The organism is Steroidobacter flavus, assembly GCF_042651805.1.
GTDB lineage: Bacteria > Pseudomonadota > Gammaproteobacteria > Steroidobacterales > Steroidobacteraceae > Steroidobacter > Steroidobacter flavus.
On record NZ_JBHSDU010000015.1, the window covers coordinates 612,825 to 632,870 of the forward strand.

Consider the following 20,046-nt stretch of genomic DNA (forward strand, 5'->3'; position numbering starts at 1 on the left):
CTACGCCGCCAGCACGCCTTTGGCTTTCGCGGTGTGAGTCGCGATCAGATCCATCAATGTCGGCGACAGGCAGTCGTACGGTGTCAGGCCCAGCTCGTTCAAGCGCGAGCGGACCTCGCCCATACCATCCGGCTTGTAGCCCGATTCGATGATGGACGATACGAACGCCGCGAACTCCGGCGCCGCCCAGCCCTGATCGCTGGACAGCTCGGTGTGCACGAAGTCGAAGCCATAGAACGGATGGTTCTTGTTTTCGATGCGCCCGTACATGTGCACGCCGCAGCCCGTGCATGCATAGCGTTGAATCGCCGCCGACTCATCGACGATCTTCAGCTTCTGCGCATTGGCCGTGACTTTCAGCTTGTCGCGCGGAATGACCGCGACCATCGAGAAGGTCGCGCCTTGCGGCTTCCAGCACTTGGTGCAGCCGCAGACGTGATTGAAGGCAACGTCGCCCGCCAGCTGCACCGTCACCTGATTGTCCTTGCACTTGCAAACCAAAGTGCCCCCCGAGAAACCCGCCTTGCCGGCTTGTACGCCGCCATCCACGGACGGGTGAATTTTCAAAGCGCTCATGGTCATACCCTCTTGTTGATCGATCCTCAGAAGATCGCGACGCTACGAATCGACTCGCCCTTGTGCATCAGATCGAACGCATCGTTGATGCGCTCGATGGGCATCTGGTGCGTGATCAGCTCGTCGATCTTGATCTTGCCGTCCATGTACCAGTCGACGATCTTCGGCACGTCGGTGCGACCCCGCGCGCCGCCGAACGCCGTGCCTTTCCACACCCGACCGGTCACCAGTTGGAACGGACGCGTGCGGATCTCCTGCCCGGCTCCCGCCACGCCGATGATCACCGACACGCCCCAGCCGCGATGACAGCACTCCAGCGCCTGACGCATCAGGTCGACGTTGCCGACGCACTCGAAGCTGTAATCGGCGCCGCCATCGGTGACATTCACCAGATGTGCCACCAGGTCGCCGCCGACTTCTTTCGGATTCACAAAATGTGTCATGCCGAAAGCTTCGGCGAGCTTCACGCGGCCGGGATTGATGTCCACGCCGACAATTTTGTTAGCCCCCGCGAGCCGCGCGCCTTGAATCACATTCAAGCCGATGCCGCCCAGGCCGAACACGACGACGTTGTCGCCCGGTCGGACCTTGGCCGTGTTGATGACGGCACCGATGCCGGTCGTGACACCGCAGCCGATGTAACAAACCTTGTCGAAAGGCGCGTCCTCGCGGATCTTCGCCAGCGCAATCTCGGGCAACACCGTGAAGTTGGCGAACGTGGAGCAACCCATGTAGTGATGGATCATCTCCTTACCGATCGAGAAACGACTGGTGCCGTCGGGCATCACGCCCTTGCCCTGCGTGGCGCGAATCGCCGTGCACAAGTTGGTCTTTTGGGACAGGCACGATTTGCATTGACGGCATTCGGGCGTGTACAGCGGAATGACGTGATCGCCCTTCTTCAAGGTGGTCACTCCGGGCCCGACGTCGACCACGATGCCGGCGCCTTCGTGGCCGAAAATCACCGGAAACAAACCCTCGGGATCCGCGCCCGAGCGCGTGAACTCATCGGTGTGACAAATACCGGTGGCCTTGATCTCCACCAGCACTTCGCCGGCGCGTGGCCCGTCGAGATCCACGGTGGTGACCTCGAGCGGCTTGCCGGCGGCATATGCAATTGCAGCTTTGACTTTCATACATTCTCCCAGGCGAATTCATTTGACCTTGCCGCTGGCGTCCAGCAGCGGCACGCGATAACTCGTCAGGATCTCGTCGATCCTGGCCTGGTGCGTGTCGATCCAGTTATCGAGCACCCCCTGCCATTGTTTCTCGCCAAAGCGCACGCCCATGGCGATCTCATAATCGAAGCGGATCTGCGGGTCCGGTAAAAAAGGCACGGCGCGCCACTCAGCCTGTTGTGGCGACGCCGTGTGTCGCTGTACCAGATACGCAGCCATCGGGCCCCACAGAATGGCGACGTCGATTTTTCCCTCGCTCAGGTCCCGTTCGATGATGTTTGCTGGATTCTCGTGAACGTCGCCGCTCTGGGGCGCGTACGCGATCGCTTGTTCGATCAAGCCATGACGCAACAGCCAGTCCGACCCGGGCGAACGGCCGAACACGCCGAAGCGCAGCGCCTTCAATTTCTCCGGCGGCAGCTTCAATAGATCGTCCGCAGTCTGCACCCCGCCCTGCTTGGCAGGATCGGCGAACAACAATGCATACGTCGAGCGCATGTAAGGCCGCGTCGTGGCCGTGAGCTCATAGCCCTTCGGCACGCCGATGATCACATCGCACTTGAATTGTTGAGTGGCTTCGTCGCGTTGACGCAGCGTGTTGCGGACAAAGCCCATGCGCTGGGGAAAAAAGGTGTATTCGATGCGACGGCCCAGATCGCTCGCCAGCGCTTCGGCGATCTTGTTCTCATAGCCCTCGCCGCGCTGATTGGACAACGGCAGGTTGTCCGGATCGGCGCAGACCCGCAGCACGGAGTCGGGCTGATCGGCCGCCACCCCACTCGTCGCGACGAGTGACAGCAGGAGACAGACCAGCCCGGTCGTGCCCGTGAGCCATCTATTCCATCGGATACACGTGACCAGGCTGGATCTTGCCATCGGAGCGACCTTTCAAGTACGCGTACAGGCCTTCCCAGTTCTTGTTGACCATGGCGCTGCCGCTAAACGGCGGCATGCCCTTTTCTGGCCGGCCGTTCATGATGGTGGTGTGGAAGTCTTCCTTGCTCAGCTTCTTCAACGACTCCACCAGCGACGGCCCCACCAGACCTTCCTGATTGGGGCCGTGGCAGCGCTCGCACGCGAGCGCCCGCCACGTCTTCCAGCCGTCCAATGTTTTTGCATCGACCTTGTTGCCGTCTTTCACCTGGTAAGGAGCATCCGCCGCGGGTGCGTCGTTGGCACTTATGCACACCGCGGCGATGCTCAAAGCCAGGAACCCAATCGACCACTGCGCGACCCTCACTTTCGCTGAGCTCATTTTCAATGAGCTCACTTCAGCGCTGTGGTCGCCGAGCCCGTGCTCTCCGGCAGGCCGAAGATAAACAACGAGCCGCCGAGCGTCGTGTATTTCGCCAGATCCTTGTAACCGCCCACCGCACCGAGACCTTCGGTGGATTCGGTCAGACCCGCGGCCATGCCGATGCCGGCCCAACCGCCGATGCCCGAGTACACGCCGACGTACTGCTTGCCGCCGTACTCATACGTGAACACGTTGCCGATGATTCCGGAGGGTGTCTTGAACTTCCACAGCTCCTTACCATCCTTCGGCGAAACCGCCTTGATATAACCTTCCAGCGTGCCGTAGAACACCACGTCGCCGGCGGTCGTCAACGCGCCCGACCACACCGAGAAACGTTCCGGCTTCGACCAGATGATCTTGCCTTGAGCCGCATCCCACGCGATGAAGTTGCCCATGCCGCCGTGACTGTTCGGCGTCGGATACATGGTCAAGGTCGCGCCGACGAACGGCTGACCCGCGGTGTACTCGACTTGGAACGGCTCGTACGTCATGCAGACGTGGTTGGTCGGCACCATGATCAAACCGCTCTTGCGATCGTAGCTGGCGGGCTGCTGGTCTTTGGTACCGAGCGCGGCCGGGCAAATGTCTTTCACATTCACATCCGGTCCAGTGGTGCCCGGCGAGAATTTCTTATCGACGATCGGCCGGCCGGTCTTCATGTCGACCTTGGTGGCCCAGTTCACCGTCGGATCGTATTTCTCTGCAACCAGCAGCTCGCCGGTGTCGCGGTTCAAGGTGTAGCCGAAGCCGTTGCGGTCGAAGTGCACCACCGCCGGCACCGTCTTGCCTTTCATGTTGAGATCGACCAGCAGCATCTCGTTGATGCCGTCATAGTCCCACTCGTCGTGCGGCGTCATCTGATACACCCACTTGGCCATGCCGGTGTTCAGATCGCGAGCGAAAATGGTCATGGACCATTTGTTGTCGCCGGGGCGCTGCGCCGGATTCCACGTGCCCGGGTTGCCGCTGCCGTAATAGACCAGATTCAACTTCGGGTCATAGGCATACCAGCCCCAGGTGGTGCCGCCGCCCAGCTTCCATTGATCGCCCTTCCAGGTCTTGAGCGAGGAATCCGCGCCGACCGGGGCCATCTTGCCGTTGGTCCAGGTCATGGTCTTGGCCGGGTCGACCAGGATCTCTTTATCCGGACCGATGCTCCACGCGGTCCATTTCTTCTTGCCGGTGGCCATGTCATACGCGATCAAGCGACCGCGCACACCGAACTCACCGCCGGAGATACCGGTGATCACCGTGTCCTTGAACACGTGCGGCGCGTTGGTGTTGGTCTCGCCGATCTTCGGATCGCCGTTCTTCGCGCTCCAGAGGACCTTGCCGGTGTTTGCATCGAGCGCGACCAGCGTCGTGTCCGCCTGTTGCAGGAAGATCTTGCCGTCGCCATACGCGAGACCGCGGTTGACAGTGTCACAGCACATCACTGGGACAACCGATGTGTCCTGCTTGGGCTCGTACTTCCACTTGTAGGATTGATCCTTCAGATTCACGGCGAACACGTTGTTCGGAAATGGCGTGTGGATGTACATCGTGTCGCCGATGACCAGAGGCGAGCCCTCATGGCCACGCAACACTCCAGTGGACATCGTCCATGCCACTTGCATGCGACCGACGTTACTGGCGTTGATCTGTTTCAATTCGCTGTATCGATGATTGGCATAGTCACCGGCCTGGGCGGCCCAGTTCGACGACTTGCTCATGGCCTGTTCCAAGTCCGCGGCCGAAGCCAATGAAACGGTGGACGTGGCAGCCACTAGCAGGATCAAGCTTTGCTGACGTTTCATGTTCAATCCCCCGAGACTGACCGAAATTTTTTGTTGGCGGCCGTTGGCGCGCCGCATGCACAATCATGCTTGACGCCAACTTCATTCCACCTCCGCGAGGCGACCATGACGATGCAACGCCTGTGCCAGCAATCCACTCTCGGGCTGGTGTCGTGCGCTTTAGCGATATTCAGTTTGCCGGCCAGCGGCGATGAGGATGCGCCGGTGTACAACTACCCCACGCAGGCGCGCGTCGAATATGTGAATGAATGCATCGCGAAGCACGAGGACAGTCTGGCGAACATGTATCAATGCTCTTGCACCATCGATCGCATCGCCAACGTTTTGAACTACGACGAGTTCGTGAACGCGATTACCTTCGCCCGCTACTCCGGCTTGCCCGGCGAAGGGGGTGGGATCTTTCGAGATTCCGATCAGGCCCGCGCCACCGCCAAACGTTTTCGCGAGCTGGAAACCCAGGCGCAGCGCGAATGCGGTCTGATCAAGTCGTGAATTGATCAGGGCGGTGCCGGCCCGAGCACGATGCCCCAAGGCGATTTGCCCACCGGGATGCGCTTCACTTCGGTGAGGGTCTTGGTATCGACGACGCTCACGTCGTTCGATGGCCCGTTCGCCGTATACAAATAATGTCCGTCGGCGGAGAGCGCCATGCCCCAGGGACGCTTCCCGACCGGGATCTCCTTGATGAGCTTCGCTTCCTGCGGAGCGCCCTTCATATCGACGACCGCGACTGTGCCGCCCCGCCCTGTACTCAAATATAAACGGTTACGCGGCGGATCCAGGATGACCGCCATCGGTCGCGCCTCCTCGCGCAGCTGTAACAGGCGTTGCACTGGAGCGTCACCCGTGACAGACATCCGATACAGCGACGCATCCATCTCGCCCGACACATAAGCCGTGTTGCCGTCGGGCGTGAACGCCATGTCTCGGGGTCGTTTGCCGACCGGCACGGTCTTGGTCACTTTCAGCGTCGTCGTATCGACGACAGAAACGGAGTTGTCCGACTCGTTGGTGACCAGCACCCACCGCCCATTCGGTGTCAACGCCACACCCTCGGGCTCCAGGCCCACCTTGATGCGCTCGATGACTTTGCCGGCGGCCACATCGACGACCGACAGCGTCCCGGTGTCCTCGTTCGCGACGAACAGACGCTTGCCGTCGTTGCTCATAGCGAACTGCTCGGGATCGGAGCCCGCCGCCAGCACTTTGACGACCTTGTGCGACGAGGTGTCGACGATGGCAATGCCGTCGGCCTTCAAATCGCGTTCGAGCTTGGCGCATTCCTCGTCGGGCACCGTGGGCGGACATTTCGGCAAACCGCTCACGGCCACGAACAGTCGCGAGCCGTCGCGAGATAATTTCAAGCCGCGCGGCCGCTTACCCACATCGATCGTAGCGATATTGGTCGCGCTCTGTGTATCCAATACCGATACCGATTCGCCGTCTTCGTTGGAAACATAGGCCCGGGCGCTGGCCGCCTGACTGGAGGCTGCGGCAACTTCGAATATGTATCCGCAGACACCGCACGCGATCATCACCAGTAGTGGCCGCCAAGCTACAGATCTCATGCGAAGTCCTCGTTGATTCATTAACACCGGTTTAGCACGCCGTATGCCAGCGGGTTGTATCTTGGTTAAACTTCGTCTTGCTGGCTGCGACGACACTGCATCGGATGCGGTGAGATAAATCAATCCGCGGCGGAGTGTGTCAGGGGCGATACAGACCGTGACACTGTCACGGGACAGTTGACACACCGCCACAACAGGATGAACCCAGGAGAATTCATGGACGCAACTGCAGTGCATGCGGGGAACGTGCTCGACTTCGTGCGCGAGCCTCAGGCGGGACAGCGGGCGCTGACGGTCGGCCCGCCGCTGACTTTACATCCCGCGATTGCCGGTTCGTGGCGTCGCTGCGCCATCGACTATTCCATCGATCCCGGCCGCCGCACTTACGCACCGAGCGTCATCGACTCGGCCATCCTCGCCGAGCGCCTGGTGCAACATGCCGATTTGTTGCAAATCGCTTCTGCCGAAATCGATTGGTTGTACGAGCACATCGCCGGCTCCGGCTACGCGCTGGTCCTCACCGACGCGAGTGGCATCGTGCTGTACGAGAAGACCGATACCACACTCGTCGATGTGTTCCGCTCCGCCGGCCTGACAGTGGGCGCCGACTGGAGCGAACGCGAAGAAGGCACCAATGGCATCGGCACCTGCATCGCCGAGAATCGACCGGTGATCGTGTATCGCGAAGAACACTTTCGCGCCTGTCACATCGGCCTGTCGTGCTCGGGCGCGCCGATTCGCGATCCGTCCGGCCGACTGCTCGCGGTTCTCGACGCTTCCACATTGAATGCGCGTGACACGCGAGCCAGCCTCGCACACACCATGGCACTGGTGAGCCTGTCGGCGCAGCTGATCGAGAAATGCCTGTTCCTGCAGCAGTTCCAGGCCGAGAACGTGTTCCGCTTTCATGCTCGTCCCGAGTTCGTGAACCTACAGCACAGCGGCGCGATCGCCGTCTCTCACAACGGCAAAGTGGTGGCGGTCGACGAGACAGCGCTGTGGCTGTTGCGCGCGAAGAGTCGAGACACGCTGGTCGGTCGCGGCATCGATGAAATTTTCGAGGTGAACGCGGCGGAGCTGATCGAGCCGGCGTTCCGGACACAGCTGTCGTTACGCCCGGTGCGCGACATGTTGTTCGGCCGCCATTTCTTCCTCAGCCTGGATCAGGATGCCGGCACCACTCGCTCGCTCACCGGCCCGCCGCCGTCGCGCGAGATTCTGCAGCTGTCCTCGACCGTCACGCGCAAGCCCATTCTCTCGCTCGAGGATCTTGCCGGCGACGACCCGCAGATGGCTCGTAATATAAGGAGTGCCCGGCGCATCGCGAACTCGCGCGTACCGGTCATGATTCAAGGCCCGACCGGCGCCGGCAAAGAGATGTTTGCACGCGCTTTGCATGCTGCGAGTGATCGAGCCGCGCGGTCCTTCGTGGCCCTGAACTGCGCCGCCATTCCCGAGACGCTCATCGAAAGCGAGTTATTCGGGTACGCGGCCGGCGCGTTCACCGGGGCCCGCAAGGGCGGCATGAAAGGCAAGATCCTGCAGTCGTCGGGAGGCACGCTGTTCCTCGACGAGATCGGCGACATGCAGCTGAGCTTGCAGACCCGCCTGTTGCGCGTCCTGGAGGAACAAGAGGTCATGCCGTTGGGAACGGAGACGCCGATCAAAGTCGACCTGCGCGTGATGTGCGCCTCGCACCAGAACCTGCGAGCCATGATTGCGCGCGGCGCCTTTCGCGAAGATCTTTACTATCGGCTCAACGGTATCACCATCGAGCTGCCGCCCCTCGCCCAGCGCACCGATAAGGAACGACTGATCCGCGAATTCTTCGCCACCGAAAGCTGCGACGGCCGCCCGGTCTCCATCGAGCTGGATGCGTTCCAACGGCTGCTCGATTACAGCTGGCCCGGCAACGTGCGCGAGCTGCGCAACGTGATCCGAACCATTCTCGCGATTTGTGACAGCGACGTGATCCGCATGGTCGACCTGCCCAGCGAAGTACGCCTGTGTCAGAGCCGATGCGACGACGCCAGCGACGTCGCCCCCTCGATCGAGCGCGAAGAGCTGGTTCAATGTATCCGCGCCTGCGACGGCAACATGTCGCGAGCCGCCGAAAAACTGGGCGTGAGCAGAAACACGCTGTATCGTCGTTGCAAGCGACTGGACATTCCTTTACAGCACTCGCGCGGAATCGTGTGAGCTAACAAAGGCCCAGGGATGGGAGGAGTCAGCGGGATGCGACCAGCAATACATGGCACGGCTACGTTGTCGGCACTGACTTTGCTGGCCACGTTCGCGCACGCCGATGACATCATCGATACAGTCACGGTCATCGGCGTCACTCCGCTGATCGGCTCGCAAGTCGACCGCAACCGGATCGCGGCGCCCGTTCAAACAGCCACCTCCGGTCAGATCGAACGCTCCCATGCGCTCGATGTCACCGCCTATATGAACCGGCAGGTCGGCAGCGTCTACGTCAACGACATCCAGAACAACTCGCTGCAACCCGACATCAACTATCGCGGCTACACCGCTTCGCCGTTACTCGGCACGCCGCAGGGACTCTCGGTGTATCTCGACGGCATGCGGCTCAACCAACCCTTCGGCGATGTGGTGAGCTGGGATTTGCTGCCCAAAGAAGCGTTGTCGTCGATGACACTCATCCCCGGCTCGAATCCTGTATTTGGTTCGAACACGCTGGGCGGCGCGCTGGCGCTGCAGACGAAGGATGGCTACAGCTATCCAGGCTACGGCGTCGAAGTTAATTATGGCTCGCACGAGCGCCGCCGAGTCGCGGCGACCGCCGCCTCTCATGGCGACAGCGGCCTTCATTGGTTCGTCACGGGCAACGACTTACGCGACGACGGCTGGCGCGACGATTCGCCCACGAAGGCGCGACAGTTCTTCGGCAAGCTCGGCTGGCGCAACGAGGCCACAGACATCTCGGTCAGCGGCTCGTATGCGGACACTGAACTGACCGGCAACGGTCTGCAGGATGTGCAGCTGCTGAGCCAGGACTACAGGAGCGTCTACACCAAGCCCGACGAGACCAAGAACGAGTCGTATCTGGTAAATCTAGTCGTGACTCACAAGGTCAGCGACACGTTCGCGCTGTCCGGCAACGCGCACTATCGAAACATCGAGACCCACACCTTCAACGGCGACATCAACGACGACTCGCTCGGCGAATCGTTGTATCAACCCAGCGCCGACGAGCGTGAAGCGCTCGAGGAAGCGGGCTACACGGGCTTTCCCACGAGCGGCGAGACTCAGGCGAATACGCCCTTCCCGTTCTGGCGCTGTATCGCCAACGTGCTGACGAACGAGGAGCCGAACGAGAAATGCAACGGCCTGATCAATCGGACGCACAGCAAACAACACGATGCCGGCGTGTCGCTGCAAGCGACCTTCACGACGCCGATAGCGTCGCGCAACAACCAGTTCATCGTCGGCGTGTCCGGATTGAAGAGCAACGCGACGTTCGAACAGTCCTCGCAGTTCGGCTATCTGTTGCCGGACCGAAGCATCCAGGGCGTGGACGGACCCGGCGCGTTTGCCGATGGCAGTCAGGAATCCGAGAACGCCTTCGACTCCCGCGTCGCTCTCGACGGCGACACGACCACGAGCAGCGTGTACTTCACCGATACAGTTGAGCTGTCCCGCTTGATGCAACTCACCTTGTCCGGCCGCTACGACCGCACGACCGTCGACAACGTCGACGGCATCACCGATGCCGGCGAACCCGGTTCGCTCACCGCGAAACATCGCTTCAGTCGTTTCAATCCGGCGCTGGGTGTGACGTTCAATCCCAGCGAAGCGGTCTCGGCTTACCTCGGCTACAGCGAAGGCAGCCGGGCGCCATCATCGATCGAATTGGGCTGCGCCGATCCCGAGAATCCCTGCCGACTGCCGAACGCGATGGCCGGCGATCCGCCGCTCGATCAAGTCGTCACACGCACCGTTGAAGCCGGCGCTCGTGGCTTGCTGGCCAAGCGACTCGCATGGAACATCGGCGTGTTCCGCGCCGACAATCGCGACGACATTCTGTTTGTTGCCGACGACACCTCGGGCTTCGGCTACTTCAAGAACTTCGGCAAAACCCGACGACAAGGCGTCGAGCTCGGCGTCAACAGTCAGCTCGGCCCGGTGTATGTGGGTGCGAACTACACCTATCTGGATGCGACGTATCGAAGCCCTGAAGAAGTGCTCGGCGAAGGTAACAGCAGCAACGAAGAAGGCCCCGGCTTCGAAGGCACCATTGACATCGAGCCCGGCGACCGGATTCCCCTCGTCCCCCGCCATATCTTGAAGGCGTTCGCCGCCTGGGATGTGACCGAGCAAATCTCGCTCAGCCTCGATGCCATCAACATCGGAAGCTCCTACGCGCGCGGCAACGAGAACAACGAGCACCAGGCGGAAGCGCCTTACTACCTGGGGTCGGGAGAGATCGGCGGCTACACGGTTTTCAATCTGGGCGTGGAGTACCGCCCGATGCAGGCACTGACGCTGTTCGCGCAACTCAACAATGTTCTGGATCGGGAGTACTACACCGGGGCGCAGCTGGGCTCGACCGGGTTCAATGCCCAGGGTGAGTTTGTGGCTCGGCCGTTCGCGGGCCCGGTCGTCGATGGCGAGCGCCCGCTGCTGGGTTCGACGTTTCTAGCGCCGGGCGCGCCGCGCACCTTCTGGCTGGGCGCGCGTTTTTCGTTCGCCGGCGCGGCCAAACGCTAAGAGGCAACCGACCTGCACTTGTTACTTACCACTCCTCCATATTGTGTTTCTGCAGGGCCGGCGCTATACGAGCACGACGGTCACAAACAATCTCGCGGCAGGGAGGCCATGGCGGTGAGTAACAAACCTCATGCTGCAGCTGGCCAGAGGCGGCGGCGCCCTTTGCTTGGTGTTGCTGTGTTCGTGCACTAGCAAGGCGCCACCCGCGCCGCCACCGCCCGAAGTGCGCGTGGTCACCGCGAAAGCGCAATCCATCGAAAACATCACCGAGGTTCCCGGCCGCGTGCAGGCCGTTCGCACCTCGCAGGTGCGTGCCCGTGTGGACGGCATCGTCGAACGGCGGCTTTATGACGAAGGCACCGACGTCAAAGCAGGCCAGACACTGTTCGTCATCGACCCGCGTGAGTATCGAGCCAATGTGAGCGCCGTCGGTGCCACGCTAACACGCGCTCAGGCAACCGCGGCGAATGCTCGACAAGACGTCGAACGTTACAAAGGGCTGGTCAAGGAACAAGCGATCAGTCAGCAAGAGTTCGACGCCGCGATGGCACGCCTACGCACCGCTGACGCGGACGTGGAACAAACTCAAGCACAGCTCGAAAGCGCCAAGCTCAATCTGAGTTACACAACGGTGAGCGCCCCGATTGCAGGTCGCGCCGGACGCGCGCAGGTCACCGAAGGCGCCCTGGTCAGCGCCGCTTCGGCGACCTTGCTCACCACCATCGAGCAGCTCGAGCCGATCTATGTGAATTTCTCGCAGTCGAGCGCTTATTTGCTGGCCATACGACGCGAGATGGCGGCTGGCACGCTGAAGGTGCCCGAGTTGGGCAAAGTGGCGGTCACCCTGATGCTCGAGGACGGCAGCACCTACCCGCACCCCGGTCATCTGAATTTTCTGGATCTCTCCATCGATCAAGCGACCGGCACCGCGGCGGTCCGCGCCGAGTTTCCCAATCCGGAGCGCATCCTGCTGCCCGGGCAGTTCGTGCGCGCACGCATCGAGGTCGGCATCCGGCCGCATGGATATGCGATTCCTCAGCGCGCCATTCTACTGAGCACGTCGGGCGCCGCGGTGATGACGATCGCCGAAGGTGACACGATTGCACCTCGCCCCGTGAAGCTCGGCGATCAACGCGGCGATCAATGGATCGTGCTCGAAGGGCTGCACGATGGAGATCGGGTCGTCGTGGACGGCTTGCAGAAAATTCAGCCCGGCGCCCATGTCCGCGTGATCAATGCGGACGAGCCCGCTGCAAACGCCGCCAAGCCCACGGAGCACTGAAGCGTGTCGCCGCGCTTCTTCATCGATCGCCCGATCTTCTCGTGGGTGATCGCGCTCGGCATTCTGCTCGCCGGCACCCTGGCGTTGCGGTCGCTGCCCATCGAGCAGTACCCCGCCATCGCCCCGCCCTCCTTGACGATCGCAGTCACCTATCCCGGCGCCGACGCCGCGACCCTGGAAACCAATGTCACACAGGTCATCGAGCAGGAGCTGAACGGCGTCGAAGGCTTTTTATATATGGCCTCGACCAGCCGCTCGAACGGCACCGCGTCGATCACGGTGACCTTCGACTCGGGCACGGACATCGACGTCGCGCAAATGGACGTTCAGAACAAGCTGCGCGCCATCGAGCAGCGACTGCCCGAGGAAGTTCGCCGTCAAGGCGTGCTGGTGAATGAGGCGTCGTCGAGCTTTCTGATGATCGTGGCGCTCCAGTCGAAAACCGGCGCGACGCCCTCGCTCGAGCTCGGCAACTTTGCGGCCACCCGCGTGATCGACGAACTGCGCCGCGTGCCCGGCGTCGGCGACATTCGCTCGTTCTCCTCCGAGTACGCGATGCGCGTGTGGCTCGATCCGGATCGTCTCACGACCTACAGTCTTTCGGCCGCCGAAGTGCTGGCCGCAGTCCAGGAACAAAACACGCAGTCGCCCGGCGGCCAGCTCGGCGATCGACCGCTCGCGAACCGGACCGAGTTGAACGCACCCATCCTGACGCAGAACCGATTCACGACGCCCGAGCAATTCGCATCGATCATCCTGCGGGCCAACCCCGACGGCTCGACCGTGCGAGTCGGCGATGTGGGACGAGTGGAGTTAGGTGCGCAAAGTTATCTTTCCGACATGGAGCTGAACGGCAAGCCTGCCGCCGGCATGGGCATCCAGCTCTCGACCGGCGCGAATGCGCTCGCCACCGCGACCGGGGTCAAAGCGCGTCTGGCACAACTCGAGCACTCCTTCCCCGAGGACATCACCTGGGCCGTGCCGTACGACACCACGCCGTTCATCAGCATTTCCATCGATGAAGTGGTGAAGACTCTCGTCGAAGCGATGGTGCTGGTGTTCCTGGTCATGTTTCTGTTTCTGCAGAACTGGCGCGCGACCCTCATTCCCACCATCGTGGTGCCGATCGCCCTGGCCGGCGCCTGTCTGGGATTGTGGGTGCTTGGCTTCTCCATCAACGTGCTGACGTTGTTCGGCATGGTGCTCGCCATCGGCATTCTGGTCGACGACGCCATCGTGGTGGTCGAGAACGTCGAGCGCATCATGACGGAAGAAGGCCTGCCGCCTCGTGAGGCGACCGTGAAAGCGATGACGCAAATCACCTCCGCGATCATCGGCATCACACTGGTGCTGGTCGCGGTGTTCGTGCCGATGGCTTTCTTCCCCGGCTCCACTGGCGGCATCTATCGGCAGTTCTCACTGACGCTCACCTTGTCGATCGCGTTCTCCGCTTTGCTGGCACTCACACTAACACCTGCTTTGTGCGCGACGCTGCTCAAGTCCGAGCCACTGCATTGCCGTGCGGATGCCGAGAAAACCACCAGCCGGCTCGGCCGATGGTCCGCACGCTTCTTCGGCGGCTTCAATGACTGGTTCGGTCGTGTAACGCACCGTTATCAAGGGCTGGTGGGCGGCATCCTCGGCAGATCGCTGCGCTTCCTCGCGATCTTTGTATTGTTGGTGGGGCTCGCACTGCTGTTGTTCTCGCGTCTGCCCGGCAGCTTTCTGCCCGCCGAAGATCAGGGCGCCATCATCACCGTCGTGCAGGCACCGCCGGGCGCGACGATCGATCGCACCGACGAAGCCATCGATCAGGTCCGCACTTTCTATCGAGCCCAACCGCAGACCCGAAGCATCATCTTCATCCGAGGCTTCAGCTTCTTCGGCCAGGGTCAGTCGAACGCCATGGCCTTTGTTTCGTTGACCCCGTGGGACGAGCGCCCAGGCGAACAGAACAACGCGCTGACCCTGGTGGGCAAGGCCAACGCGATGCTGTCGCAAGTGAAACAAGCGTTGATCTTTACGCTCAACCCGCCGTCCATTCCGTCGCTCGGTGTCGCCGCGGGCTTCACGTTCAAACTGCAGGATCGCGCCGGTCACGGACAGCAAGCTCTGGTCAACGCGCGCAATCAAATACTGATGGCAGCCAGTAAAAGCCCGCTGCTCACCGCGGTCCGACCGGAAGGTCAGGCGGACTCGCCGCAGCTGCGCGTGCTCATCGACCGGGTCAAAGCACGAGCGTTGGGACTGTCGATTGCCGACGTGAACGCGACACTCGCCATCGCCTTTGGCAGTGCCTACGCCAACGACTTCAGCCGCGAAGGACGCATCCTGCGCGTGCTGCTGCAAGCCGATGCTCCCTATCGCATGACACCCTCGGACGTTCTCGCGCTTCGAGTAAGAAACACGCAAGGAGAGATGGTGCCGTTCGGCGCGTTCACGACCACCGAGTGGACCGCCGGTCCGCCGCAAACGGATCGCTACAACGGCTATCCGGCAATGACGATCTCAGGATCGCCGGCTCCCGGTCGCTCCAGCGGCGAAGCGATGAACGAAATGGCGCGACTTGCCGCGCAGCTGCCGGAAGGCTTCGATTTCGAATGGACGGGGATTTCCTTCGAGGAACAACAGGCCGGTGGCCAGGTGGGCGCGTTGCTGGGCTTGTCGCTGATCGTCGTGTTCCTGCTGCTCGCCGCTTTGTATGAAAGCTGGACGGTGCCGCTCGCGGTGCTGCTGGTCGTGCCGCTCGGCGTGCTGGGCGCGGTGCTGTTCACGATGCTACGCGGCTTGCCTGCGGATGTTTATTTCAACGTCGGCCTGATCGCGATCATCGGTCTGGCCGCCAAGAACGCCATTCTCATCGTCGAATTCGCGCTCGAAGAAGAAGCGACCGGCAAATCGACCTACGATGCCACCATGAACGCAGTGAAGCTGCGCTTGCGCCCCATCATCATGACCTCGCTCGCGTTCATCCTCGGCATGGTGCCCTTGGTGCTGTCGGCCGGCGCGGGCGCGGCCAGTCGTATCGCGGTCGGCACCGGCGTCATGGGTGGCATGATCGCCGCGACGGTGCTGGGCATCTTCTTCATCCCGGTGCTTTATCTGTCTGTGCGACGCTGGCTGTCGCGCGGAAAGTTGAAGACAGCCCATGAATAATCTCTCCAACGCACTCCTCGCGGCCAGCCTCGGAATGTTTCTCTCCGCGTGCTCGTTTGCGCCTCGCGACGAACGCCCTCCGCTGCCGACTGCGGAGCGATACGAGGAAGGCTATGTCGACGATCCTGCAGCCGGCACACGAGCCATTGAGTTTGGATGGCGAGATTTCTTTGCCGATCCGCGGCTGGAAGTCCTGATCGCGACGGCGCTGAAAAACAATCGCGACCTGACGATCGCGGTCGCGCAGATCGAGGAAGCCCGCGGCCTGTATCGCGTGCAACGATCCGAGCTACTGCCGGCAATCGCCGTCAACGCCGAGGCCACCCGCAACGGCGTCGGTCCGGAGAGCACGGGACTGTCCGGCGCGACACCGCTGGGCACCAGCGAAACGTTCACTCAATACTTTCTCGGCGCGGGTGTCGCGTCCTTCGAGCTGGACTTCTGGGGTCGTGTTCGCAATCTAACGCGCGCCGCACGTACCGAGTACCTCGCCACGGTCGAGGCGGCTCGAGCGTTTCAACTTTCGCTGATCCGGGATGTCGCGTCCGCGTATTTCGCATCGCTCGAAGCGCGCGAGCGACTGGAGTTGGCCGAGGCCACCGTCAACAGCCGCCGCGAAGGATTGCGTATCGCGCAGAAGCGTCTGGATGCCGGTGTGACCTCCGCTCTGGATTTTCGGCAGGCCGAAACGCTGCTGACTCAAGCGGAAACCGAGCTTGCGTCATTGCGCTTCACGAAAGCACAGAACGAGAACCTGCTCGCGACCCTGGTCGGCCGTGCCATCGCCGAGCCGCTGCCCGAACCCTTGCCGCTTGCGGACCAGGCACGAATGGAAACATTGGCGGCCGGCATGCCTTCCGACCTGCTGGTGAACCGACCGGATATCCTGGCCGCAGAGCATCGGCTGCGCGGCGCTCGTGCGAACATCGGCGCGGCGCGAGCGGCGTTCTTTCCTTCGATCACACTGACCGGCAGCTATGGGTTCGCGTCGACACAACTGGACGCGTTGGTCGGCAACGATCGACGCACCTGGTCGTACGGGCCGTCGATCTCGCTGCCGATCTTCGACTTTGGCGCACGTCGCGCCAACCTCACTGTTGCCGAGGCGCGCCAGAACATCGCGATCGCCGACTACGAGCGCACCATTCAAACAAGCTTTCAGGAAGTGTCGGATGCGCTCGCCGGTCGCAAGTTCCTTGCCGAGCAAGTGAGCGCGCAGGAGCGCGGAACGAAGGCTCAGCGGCAACTCGCTGAGCTGGCGCATCGTCGCTACAACGAGGGCGTCGTCAGCTATCTCGAGGTTCTGGATGCGGAGCGCAATCTGTTCTCGGCCGAGCAGGCGCTCCTGCAAGTCCGTCGCGCCGAGGTCTCCAATCTCGTGAGCTTATATATCGCGCTGGGCGGCGGACAGATCGAGTCGCGTTAGGAAAGACGAGTCGAATTCTCACGGCGCCTGAAGATCAACGGCGCTTCCGGCACGCGCGGCCGCTGCGCTTCTTCGAGAGCCGTCACGACCACATGATGCTGTGGGCTCTTCGAGCACACTGGATCCGCCGCTGCCGAGTCGTGCGCCAACAGGTACGCCTGACACCGACACCCACCGAAGTCCTTCTCCCGTTCCTCACAACTCGCGCACGGCTCTTTCATCCACCCGAAGCCGCGAAACTTATTGAAGGCCTCGGACTGGAACCAGATCTCCTTCATGCCCTGCTCTCGCACATTCGGAAAGCTCAGCCCCGGCAACATCCTCGCGGTGTGACAAGGCAGCGCCGTCCCATCCGGCGCGATGGTCGCGAGTGTCGTTCCCCAGCCATTCACACACTTCTTCGGCCGCTGCTCGTAGTAGTCCGGCACCACGAAGAAGATCTTCATCTTCCCTTTCATCCGCTCGCGCCAGGCGAGCATCGTCTGCTCCGCCTTCTGCAGCTGCTCGCGCGACGGCAACAGATGCTCGCGATTCAAGTGAGCCCACGAGTAGTACTGGGTGTTCGCCAGCTCCAGATAATCCGCCCCCATCCGGACGGCCATATCGATGATGGTGTCGAGGTGATCGATGTTGAGCCGGTGGATCACACAGTTCACCACCATCGGATAACCCTGCGACTTGATCCAGTCGGCGCAACGCTTCTTCAGCTCGAAGGTTTTGGTGTGCGACAGGAAGTCATTCATCTCTCGCGTGGAGTCCTGAAACGACAGCTGGATGTGATCCAGTCCGACTCGTTTCAACTCGGTCAGCCGTTCCCGGCTCAAGCCAACGCCCGAGGTAATCAGATTCGTGTAGTACCCCAACCGATGGGCTTCGGCTGCGATCTCCTCAACGTCATCGCGCACCAACGGCTCGCCGCCCGACAATCCCAACTGCACCGACCCGAGCGCCCGTGCCTCGCGCAGCACTCGCAACCATTCTTCCGTCGTCAACTCGTTCTCGACCTTCGCGAAGTCGATCGGGTTGTAACAAAAGACACATTGCAGCGGGCATCGATACGTCAGTTCGAACAGCAGCCACAGAGGCGGCCCGACCGGGTGCGAGGATGTGACTGCCGCGTTCATGAGGCCGCCGCGCCGATCCAGCCCTGCGCTCTCGCCAGTTCGAGAAACCGCACGATCTCATCCTGCAGCCCCGTGCGATTGAACGCCGACTCCAGGTCCGCCACGATCTCATCGACACTGCGCACGCCGTCGCAACGGCGGAGAATCTCCGCAGCGCTGGTGTTCAACTTCACCATGCCTTCCGGATACAGCAGCACGTACGCGTTCTGCACTTCCTCCCACTGCAGCCGCAGGCCGGAACGAATGCTGGGCCGATCAGCGTCGGTCATGACTGGACTCCGTAATGCTGGGCCATGGCGTCGTTCATCGCCCAAAGAATGTCGAGCTTGAACTTCAAGACCTGCAACGCCCGCTGCTGCTGCTCGCGCGTCTTGAAGTAAGCGAGTGTCACCGCCAGCCCGTGATTCACATCGCGCTGGGCAAGTGAGACACGACTGCGGAAGTATTGCAGCCCGCCCTGCTCGATCCACGGATAGTGCTCTGGCCACGACGACAAGCGTTGCCGATGAATGGCCGGTGCAAACAGTTCGGTCAACGACGAGCACACCGCTTCCTGCCACGGTGCCTGTCGGGCGAAATTCACATAGGCGTCGACCGCGAAGCGCACGCCCGGAATCAGCCGCTGCAATCCTTCCACTTCGGTTCGTTCCAAGCCGACGGCTTCGGCGAGACGCAACCACGCTTCGATGCCGCCCGGATCATCGCCATGACCGTCGTGATCCAGAATGCGCTCGACCCAGCGTCGTCGCACGTCCCGATCCGGACAGTTCGCGAGAATGGCCGCGTCCTTACGCGGGATGCTGATCTGATAATAGAAACGATTGGCGACCCAGCCCTGGATCTGCTCACGACTGGCCTTGCCCGTGTTCAGCATCACGTTGAACGGGTGATAGATGTGATACGCCTGGCCCTGCTCTCGCAGCTGCCGCTCGAACTCCGCCTCATCCCAAGGAACGTCGCCGCTCACAGCACGATCTCCATGCCGTCGTAAGCAACCTCGATACTGTGCTGGTTCAACAACGCGCGCTCTGGCGAGTCCTCGACCAGGATCGGGTTGGTGTTATTGATGTGAATCAGCACGCGGCGCGTGGTCGCCGGCAGCCGGTCGAGCCATTGGATCATCCCACCCGTTTGCGACAGGTGCCCCATGTCCGCAGCTCGCTTGTGAGCGACGCCCAACCGCAACATCTCATCATCGGTCCAGAACGTACCGTCGACCAGCACGCACTGCGCGCTCGACATCAACTCGAACAACCACGAATCGATGTTCGCAACGCCGGGCGCATAACACAGCCGCATCTCGGTGCTGACATCCTCGACGATCAGTCCGATGACATCGCCCAGCTCCGGCGGGCGTGGCGAATACGGCGGCGGCTTGCCGGGCAAGGCGAATGCCTGCCAGCGCAAATCCTCGTTGCCGCCGACCGCGAACCACTCACCCGTCACGATGCGCTGCCGGTCGATGCCGCAGTACCGCTGCAGGACCTGCAGAATGGGATTCGACGTAGTGAGATCGGCGAAGGCATTGTCCGTACACCAAAGCGGCCACGGCTTGGTGGCCTCGCGCAGCATCAACAATCCGGTGGTGTGATCGATCTGCGAGTCGGTCAGGACGATATTGCGGATGCCGGTATCGCGATAGGCGCGACCGGGCTGCAATTGGGGATTGGCCTGCAACTGCGCCAGGATGTCGGGCGATGCATTGACCAGCGTCCAGGCCGTTTCATCCGCGCCGCGGATGGCAATGGACGACTGGGTGCGCGGGCGGGCGTTCAGCTCCCCCCGACGTACGCCGCCGCAATTGGGGCAGTTACAGTTCCATTGAGGAAAGCCACCGCCGGCGGCAGCGCCTAGAATTCGTATGTGCATGGGCAAGGCGAGGCTCCGGGCCACCCCGGCAGCCCCGCCCTCT

General features: G+C 61.8%; 16 protein-coding genes. 6 read left to right on the forward strand and 10 right to left on the reverse strand.

Annotation, left to right across the window (positions count from 1 at the left end; genetic code table 11):
* The 5 genes from gfa to ACFPN2_RS30470 are packed head-to-tail and all read right to left on the reverse strand — an operon-like array spanning position 1 to position 4,847.
* Positions 1-576 (reverse strand): S-(hydroxymethyl)glutathione synthase, encoded by a 576-nt coding sequence (gene gfa, locus ACFPN2_RS30450; protein WP_380603752.1) that lies wholly within the window; start codon positions 574-576, stop codon positions 1-3.
* 26 nt (positions 577-602) lie between these two features.
* Positions 603-1,712 (reverse strand): S-(hydroxymethyl)glutathione dehydrogenase/class III alcohol dehydrogenase, encoded by a 1,110-nt coding sequence (locus tag ACFPN2_RS30455; RefSeq protein ID WP_380603754.1) that lies wholly within the window; start codon positions 1,710-1,712, stop codon positions 603-605.
* Positions 1,713-1,730: 18 nt separating this feature from the next.
* Entirely contained in the window at positions 1,731-2,630 is a 900-nt protein-coding gene (locus ACFPN2_RS30460; protein WP_380603757.1) for a substrate-binding domain-containing protein, read from the reverse strand.
* Positions 2,590-3,009, reverse strand: coding sequence for a c-type cytochrome (locus tag ACFPN2_RS30465; protein ID WP_380603759.1), 420 nt, complete (start codon positions 3,007-3,009; stop codon positions 2,590-2,592). Before ACFPN2_RS30465 ends, ACFPN2_RS30460 begins: the two co-directional genes overlap by 41 nt.
* 11 nt (positions 3,010-3,020) lie before the next feature.
* Positions 3,021-4,847: a methanol/ethanol family PQQ-dependent dehydrogenase gene (locus ACFPN2_RS30470; protein WP_380603761.1), complete on the reverse strand. Its 1,827-nt coding sequence runs from the start codon at positions 4,845-4,847 to the stop codon at positions 3,021-3,023.
* Positions 4,848-4,952: 105 nt separating this feature from the next.
* On the opposite strand from ACFPN2_RS30470, the gene ACFPN2_RS30475 reads away from it, so the two are divergent.
* Positions 4,953-5,339: a hypothetical protein gene (locus tag ACFPN2_RS30475; protein ID WP_380603763.1), complete on the forward strand. Its 387-nt coding sequence runs from the start codon at positions 4,953-4,955 to the stop codon at positions 5,337-5,339.
* A 5-nt stretch (positions 5,340-5,344) separates the two neighbouring features.
* Here the strand turns inward: ACFPN2_RS30475 and ACFPN2_RS30480 are convergent, their stop codons facing one another.
* The gene (locus ACFPN2_RS30480) at positions 5,345-6,415 is read right to left on the reverse strand and encodes a cytochrome D1 domain-containing protein (protein WP_380603765.1); all 1,071 of its coding nucleotides are present in this window, start codon (positions 6,413-6,415) and stop codon (positions 5,345-5,347) included.
* Positions 6,416-6,631: 216 nt separating this feature from the next.
* Here ACFPN2_RS30480 and ACFPN2_RS30485 point away from each other — a divergent pair, with 216 nt between their 5' ends.
* The 5 genes from ACFPN2_RS30485 to ACFPN2_RS30505 all read left to right on the forward strand — a co-directional run bounded on the left by ACFPN2_RS30485 (position 6,632) and on the right by ACFPN2_RS30505 (position 17,010).
* Positions 6,632-8,614 (forward strand): sigma-54-dependent Fis family transcriptional regulator, encoded by a 1,983-nt coding sequence (locus tag ACFPN2_RS30485; RefSeq protein ID WP_380603767.1) that lies wholly within the window; start codon positions 6,632-6,634, stop codon positions 8,612-8,614.
* A 36-nt stretch (positions 8,615-8,650) separates the two neighbouring features.
* A complete protein-coding gene (locus tag ACFPN2_RS30490; protein WP_380603769.1) occupies positions 8,651-11,146 on the forward strand; it encodes a TonB-dependent receptor in 2,496 nt (831 codons plus the stop codon).
* A 229-nt stretch (positions 11,147-11,375) separates the two neighbouring features.
* Positions 11,376-12,428 (forward strand): efflux RND transporter periplasmic adaptor subunit, encoded by a 1,053-nt coding sequence (locus ACFPN2_RS30495; RefSeq protein ID WP_380603771.1) that lies wholly within the window; start codon positions 11,376-11,378, stop codon positions 12,426-12,428.
* A 3-nt stretch (positions 12,429-12,431) separates the two neighbouring features.
* On the forward strand, positions 12,432-15,584 hold the full coding sequence (locus tag ACFPN2_RS30500) for a multidrug efflux RND transporter permease subunit (protein WP_380603773.1): 3,153 nt from the start codon (positions 12,432-12,434) through the stop codon (positions 15,582-15,584).
* Positions 15,577-17,010: an efflux transporter outer membrane subunit gene (locus ACFPN2_RS30505; RefSeq protein WP_380603775.1), complete on the forward strand. Its 1,434-nt coding sequence runs from the start codon at positions 15,577-15,579 to the stop codon at positions 17,008-17,010. Before ACFPN2_RS30500 ends, ACFPN2_RS30505 begins: the two co-directional genes overlap by 8 nt.
* Here the strand turns inward: ACFPN2_RS30505 and pqqE are convergent.
* The 4 genes from pqqE to pqqB are packed head-to-tail and all read right to left on the reverse strand — an operon-like array spanning position 17,007 to position 20,003.
* Complete coding sequence (gene pqqE / locus ACFPN2_RS30510) at positions 17,007-18,134, reverse strand: pyrroloquinoline quinone biosynthesis protein PqqE (protein ID WP_380603777.1); 1,128 nt, start codon at positions 18,132-18,134, stop codon at positions 17,007-17,009. The genes ACFPN2_RS30505 and pqqE overlap by 4 nt on opposite strands.
* Positions 18,131-18,403, reverse strand: a complete 273-nt coding sequence (gene pqqD, locus ACFPN2_RS30515) for a pyrroloquinoline quinone biosynthesis peptide chaperone PqqD (protein ID WP_380603779.1) — start codon at positions 18,401-18,403, stop codon at positions 18,131-18,133. The genes pqqE and pqqD overlap by 4 nt, the downstream gene beginning before the upstream one ends.
* A complete protein-coding gene (gene pqqC, locus ACFPN2_RS30520; protein ID WP_380603781.1) occupies positions 18,400-19,101 on the reverse strand; it encodes a pyrroloquinoline-quinone synthase PqqC in 702 nt (233 codons plus the stop codon). Before pqqC ends, pqqD begins: the two co-directional genes overlap by 4 nt.
* Complete coding sequence (gene pqqB / locus ACFPN2_RS30525; RefSeq protein WP_380603783.1) at positions 19,098-20,003, reverse strand: pyrroloquinoline quinone biosynthesis protein PqqB; 906 nt, start codon at positions 20,001-20,003, stop codon at positions 19,098-19,100. Before pqqB ends, pqqC begins: the two co-directional genes overlap by 4 nt.
* Positions 20,004-20,046: the final 43 nt, after the last annotated feature.

Excerpts from the sequence above, each read along its gene's own strand:
- pqqE (WP_380603777.1), bottom strand. The coding sequence starts at position 18,134 with ATGAACGCGGCAGTCACATCCTCGCACCCGGTCGGGCCGCCTCTGTGG.
- ACFPN2_RS30475 (WP_380603763.1), top strand. The coding sequence starts at position 4,953 with ATGACGATGCAACGCCTGTGCCAGCAATCCACTCTCGGGCTGGTGTCG.
- pqqB (WP_380603783.1), bottom strand. The coding sequence starts at position 20,003 with ATGCACATACGAATTCTAGGCGCTGCCGCCGGCGGTGGCTTTCCTCAA.
- ACFPN2_RS30485 (WP_380603767.1), top strand. The coding sequence starts at position 6,632 with ATGGACGCAACTGCAGTGCATGCGGGGAACGTGCTCGACTTCGTGCGC.
- ACFPN2_RS30480 (WP_380603765.1), bottom strand. The coding sequence starts at position 6,415 with ATGAGATCTGTAGCTTGGCGGCCACTACTGGTGATGATCGCGTGCGGT.
- gfa (WP_380603752.1), bottom strand. The coding sequence starts at position 576 with ATGAGCGCTTTGAAAATTCACCCGTCCGTGGATGGCGGCGTACAAGCC.
- ACFPN2_RS30505 (WP_380603775.1), top strand. The coding sequence starts at position 15,577 with ATGAATAATCTCTCCAACGCACTCCTCGCGGCCAGCCTCGGAATGTTT.
- ACFPN2_RS30460 (WP_380603757.1), bottom strand. The coding sequence starts at position 2,630 with ATGGCAAGATCCAGCCTGGTCACGTGTATCCGATGGAATAGATGGCTC.
- pqqD (WP_380603779.1), bottom strand. The coding sequence starts at position 18,403 with ATGACCGACGCTGATCGGCCCAGCATTCGTTCCGGCCTGCGGCTGCAG.
- ACFPN2_RS30465 (WP_380603759.1), bottom strand. The coding sequence starts at position 3,009 with ATGAGCTCAGCGAAAGTGAGGGTCGCGCAGTGGTCGATTGGGTTCCTG.
- ACFPN2_RS30490 (WP_380603769.1), top strand. The coding sequence starts at position 8,651 with ATGCGACCAGCAATACATGGCACGGCTACGTTGTCGGCACTGACTTTG.
- ACFPN2_RS30470 (WP_380603761.1), bottom strand. The coding sequence starts at position 4,847 with ATGAAACGTCAGCAAAGCTTGATCCTGCTAGTGGCTGCCACGTCCACC.
- ACFPN2_RS30455 (WP_380603754.1), bottom strand. The coding sequence starts at position 1,712 with ATGAAAGTCAAAGCTGCAATTGCATATGCCGCCGGCAAGCCGCTCGAG.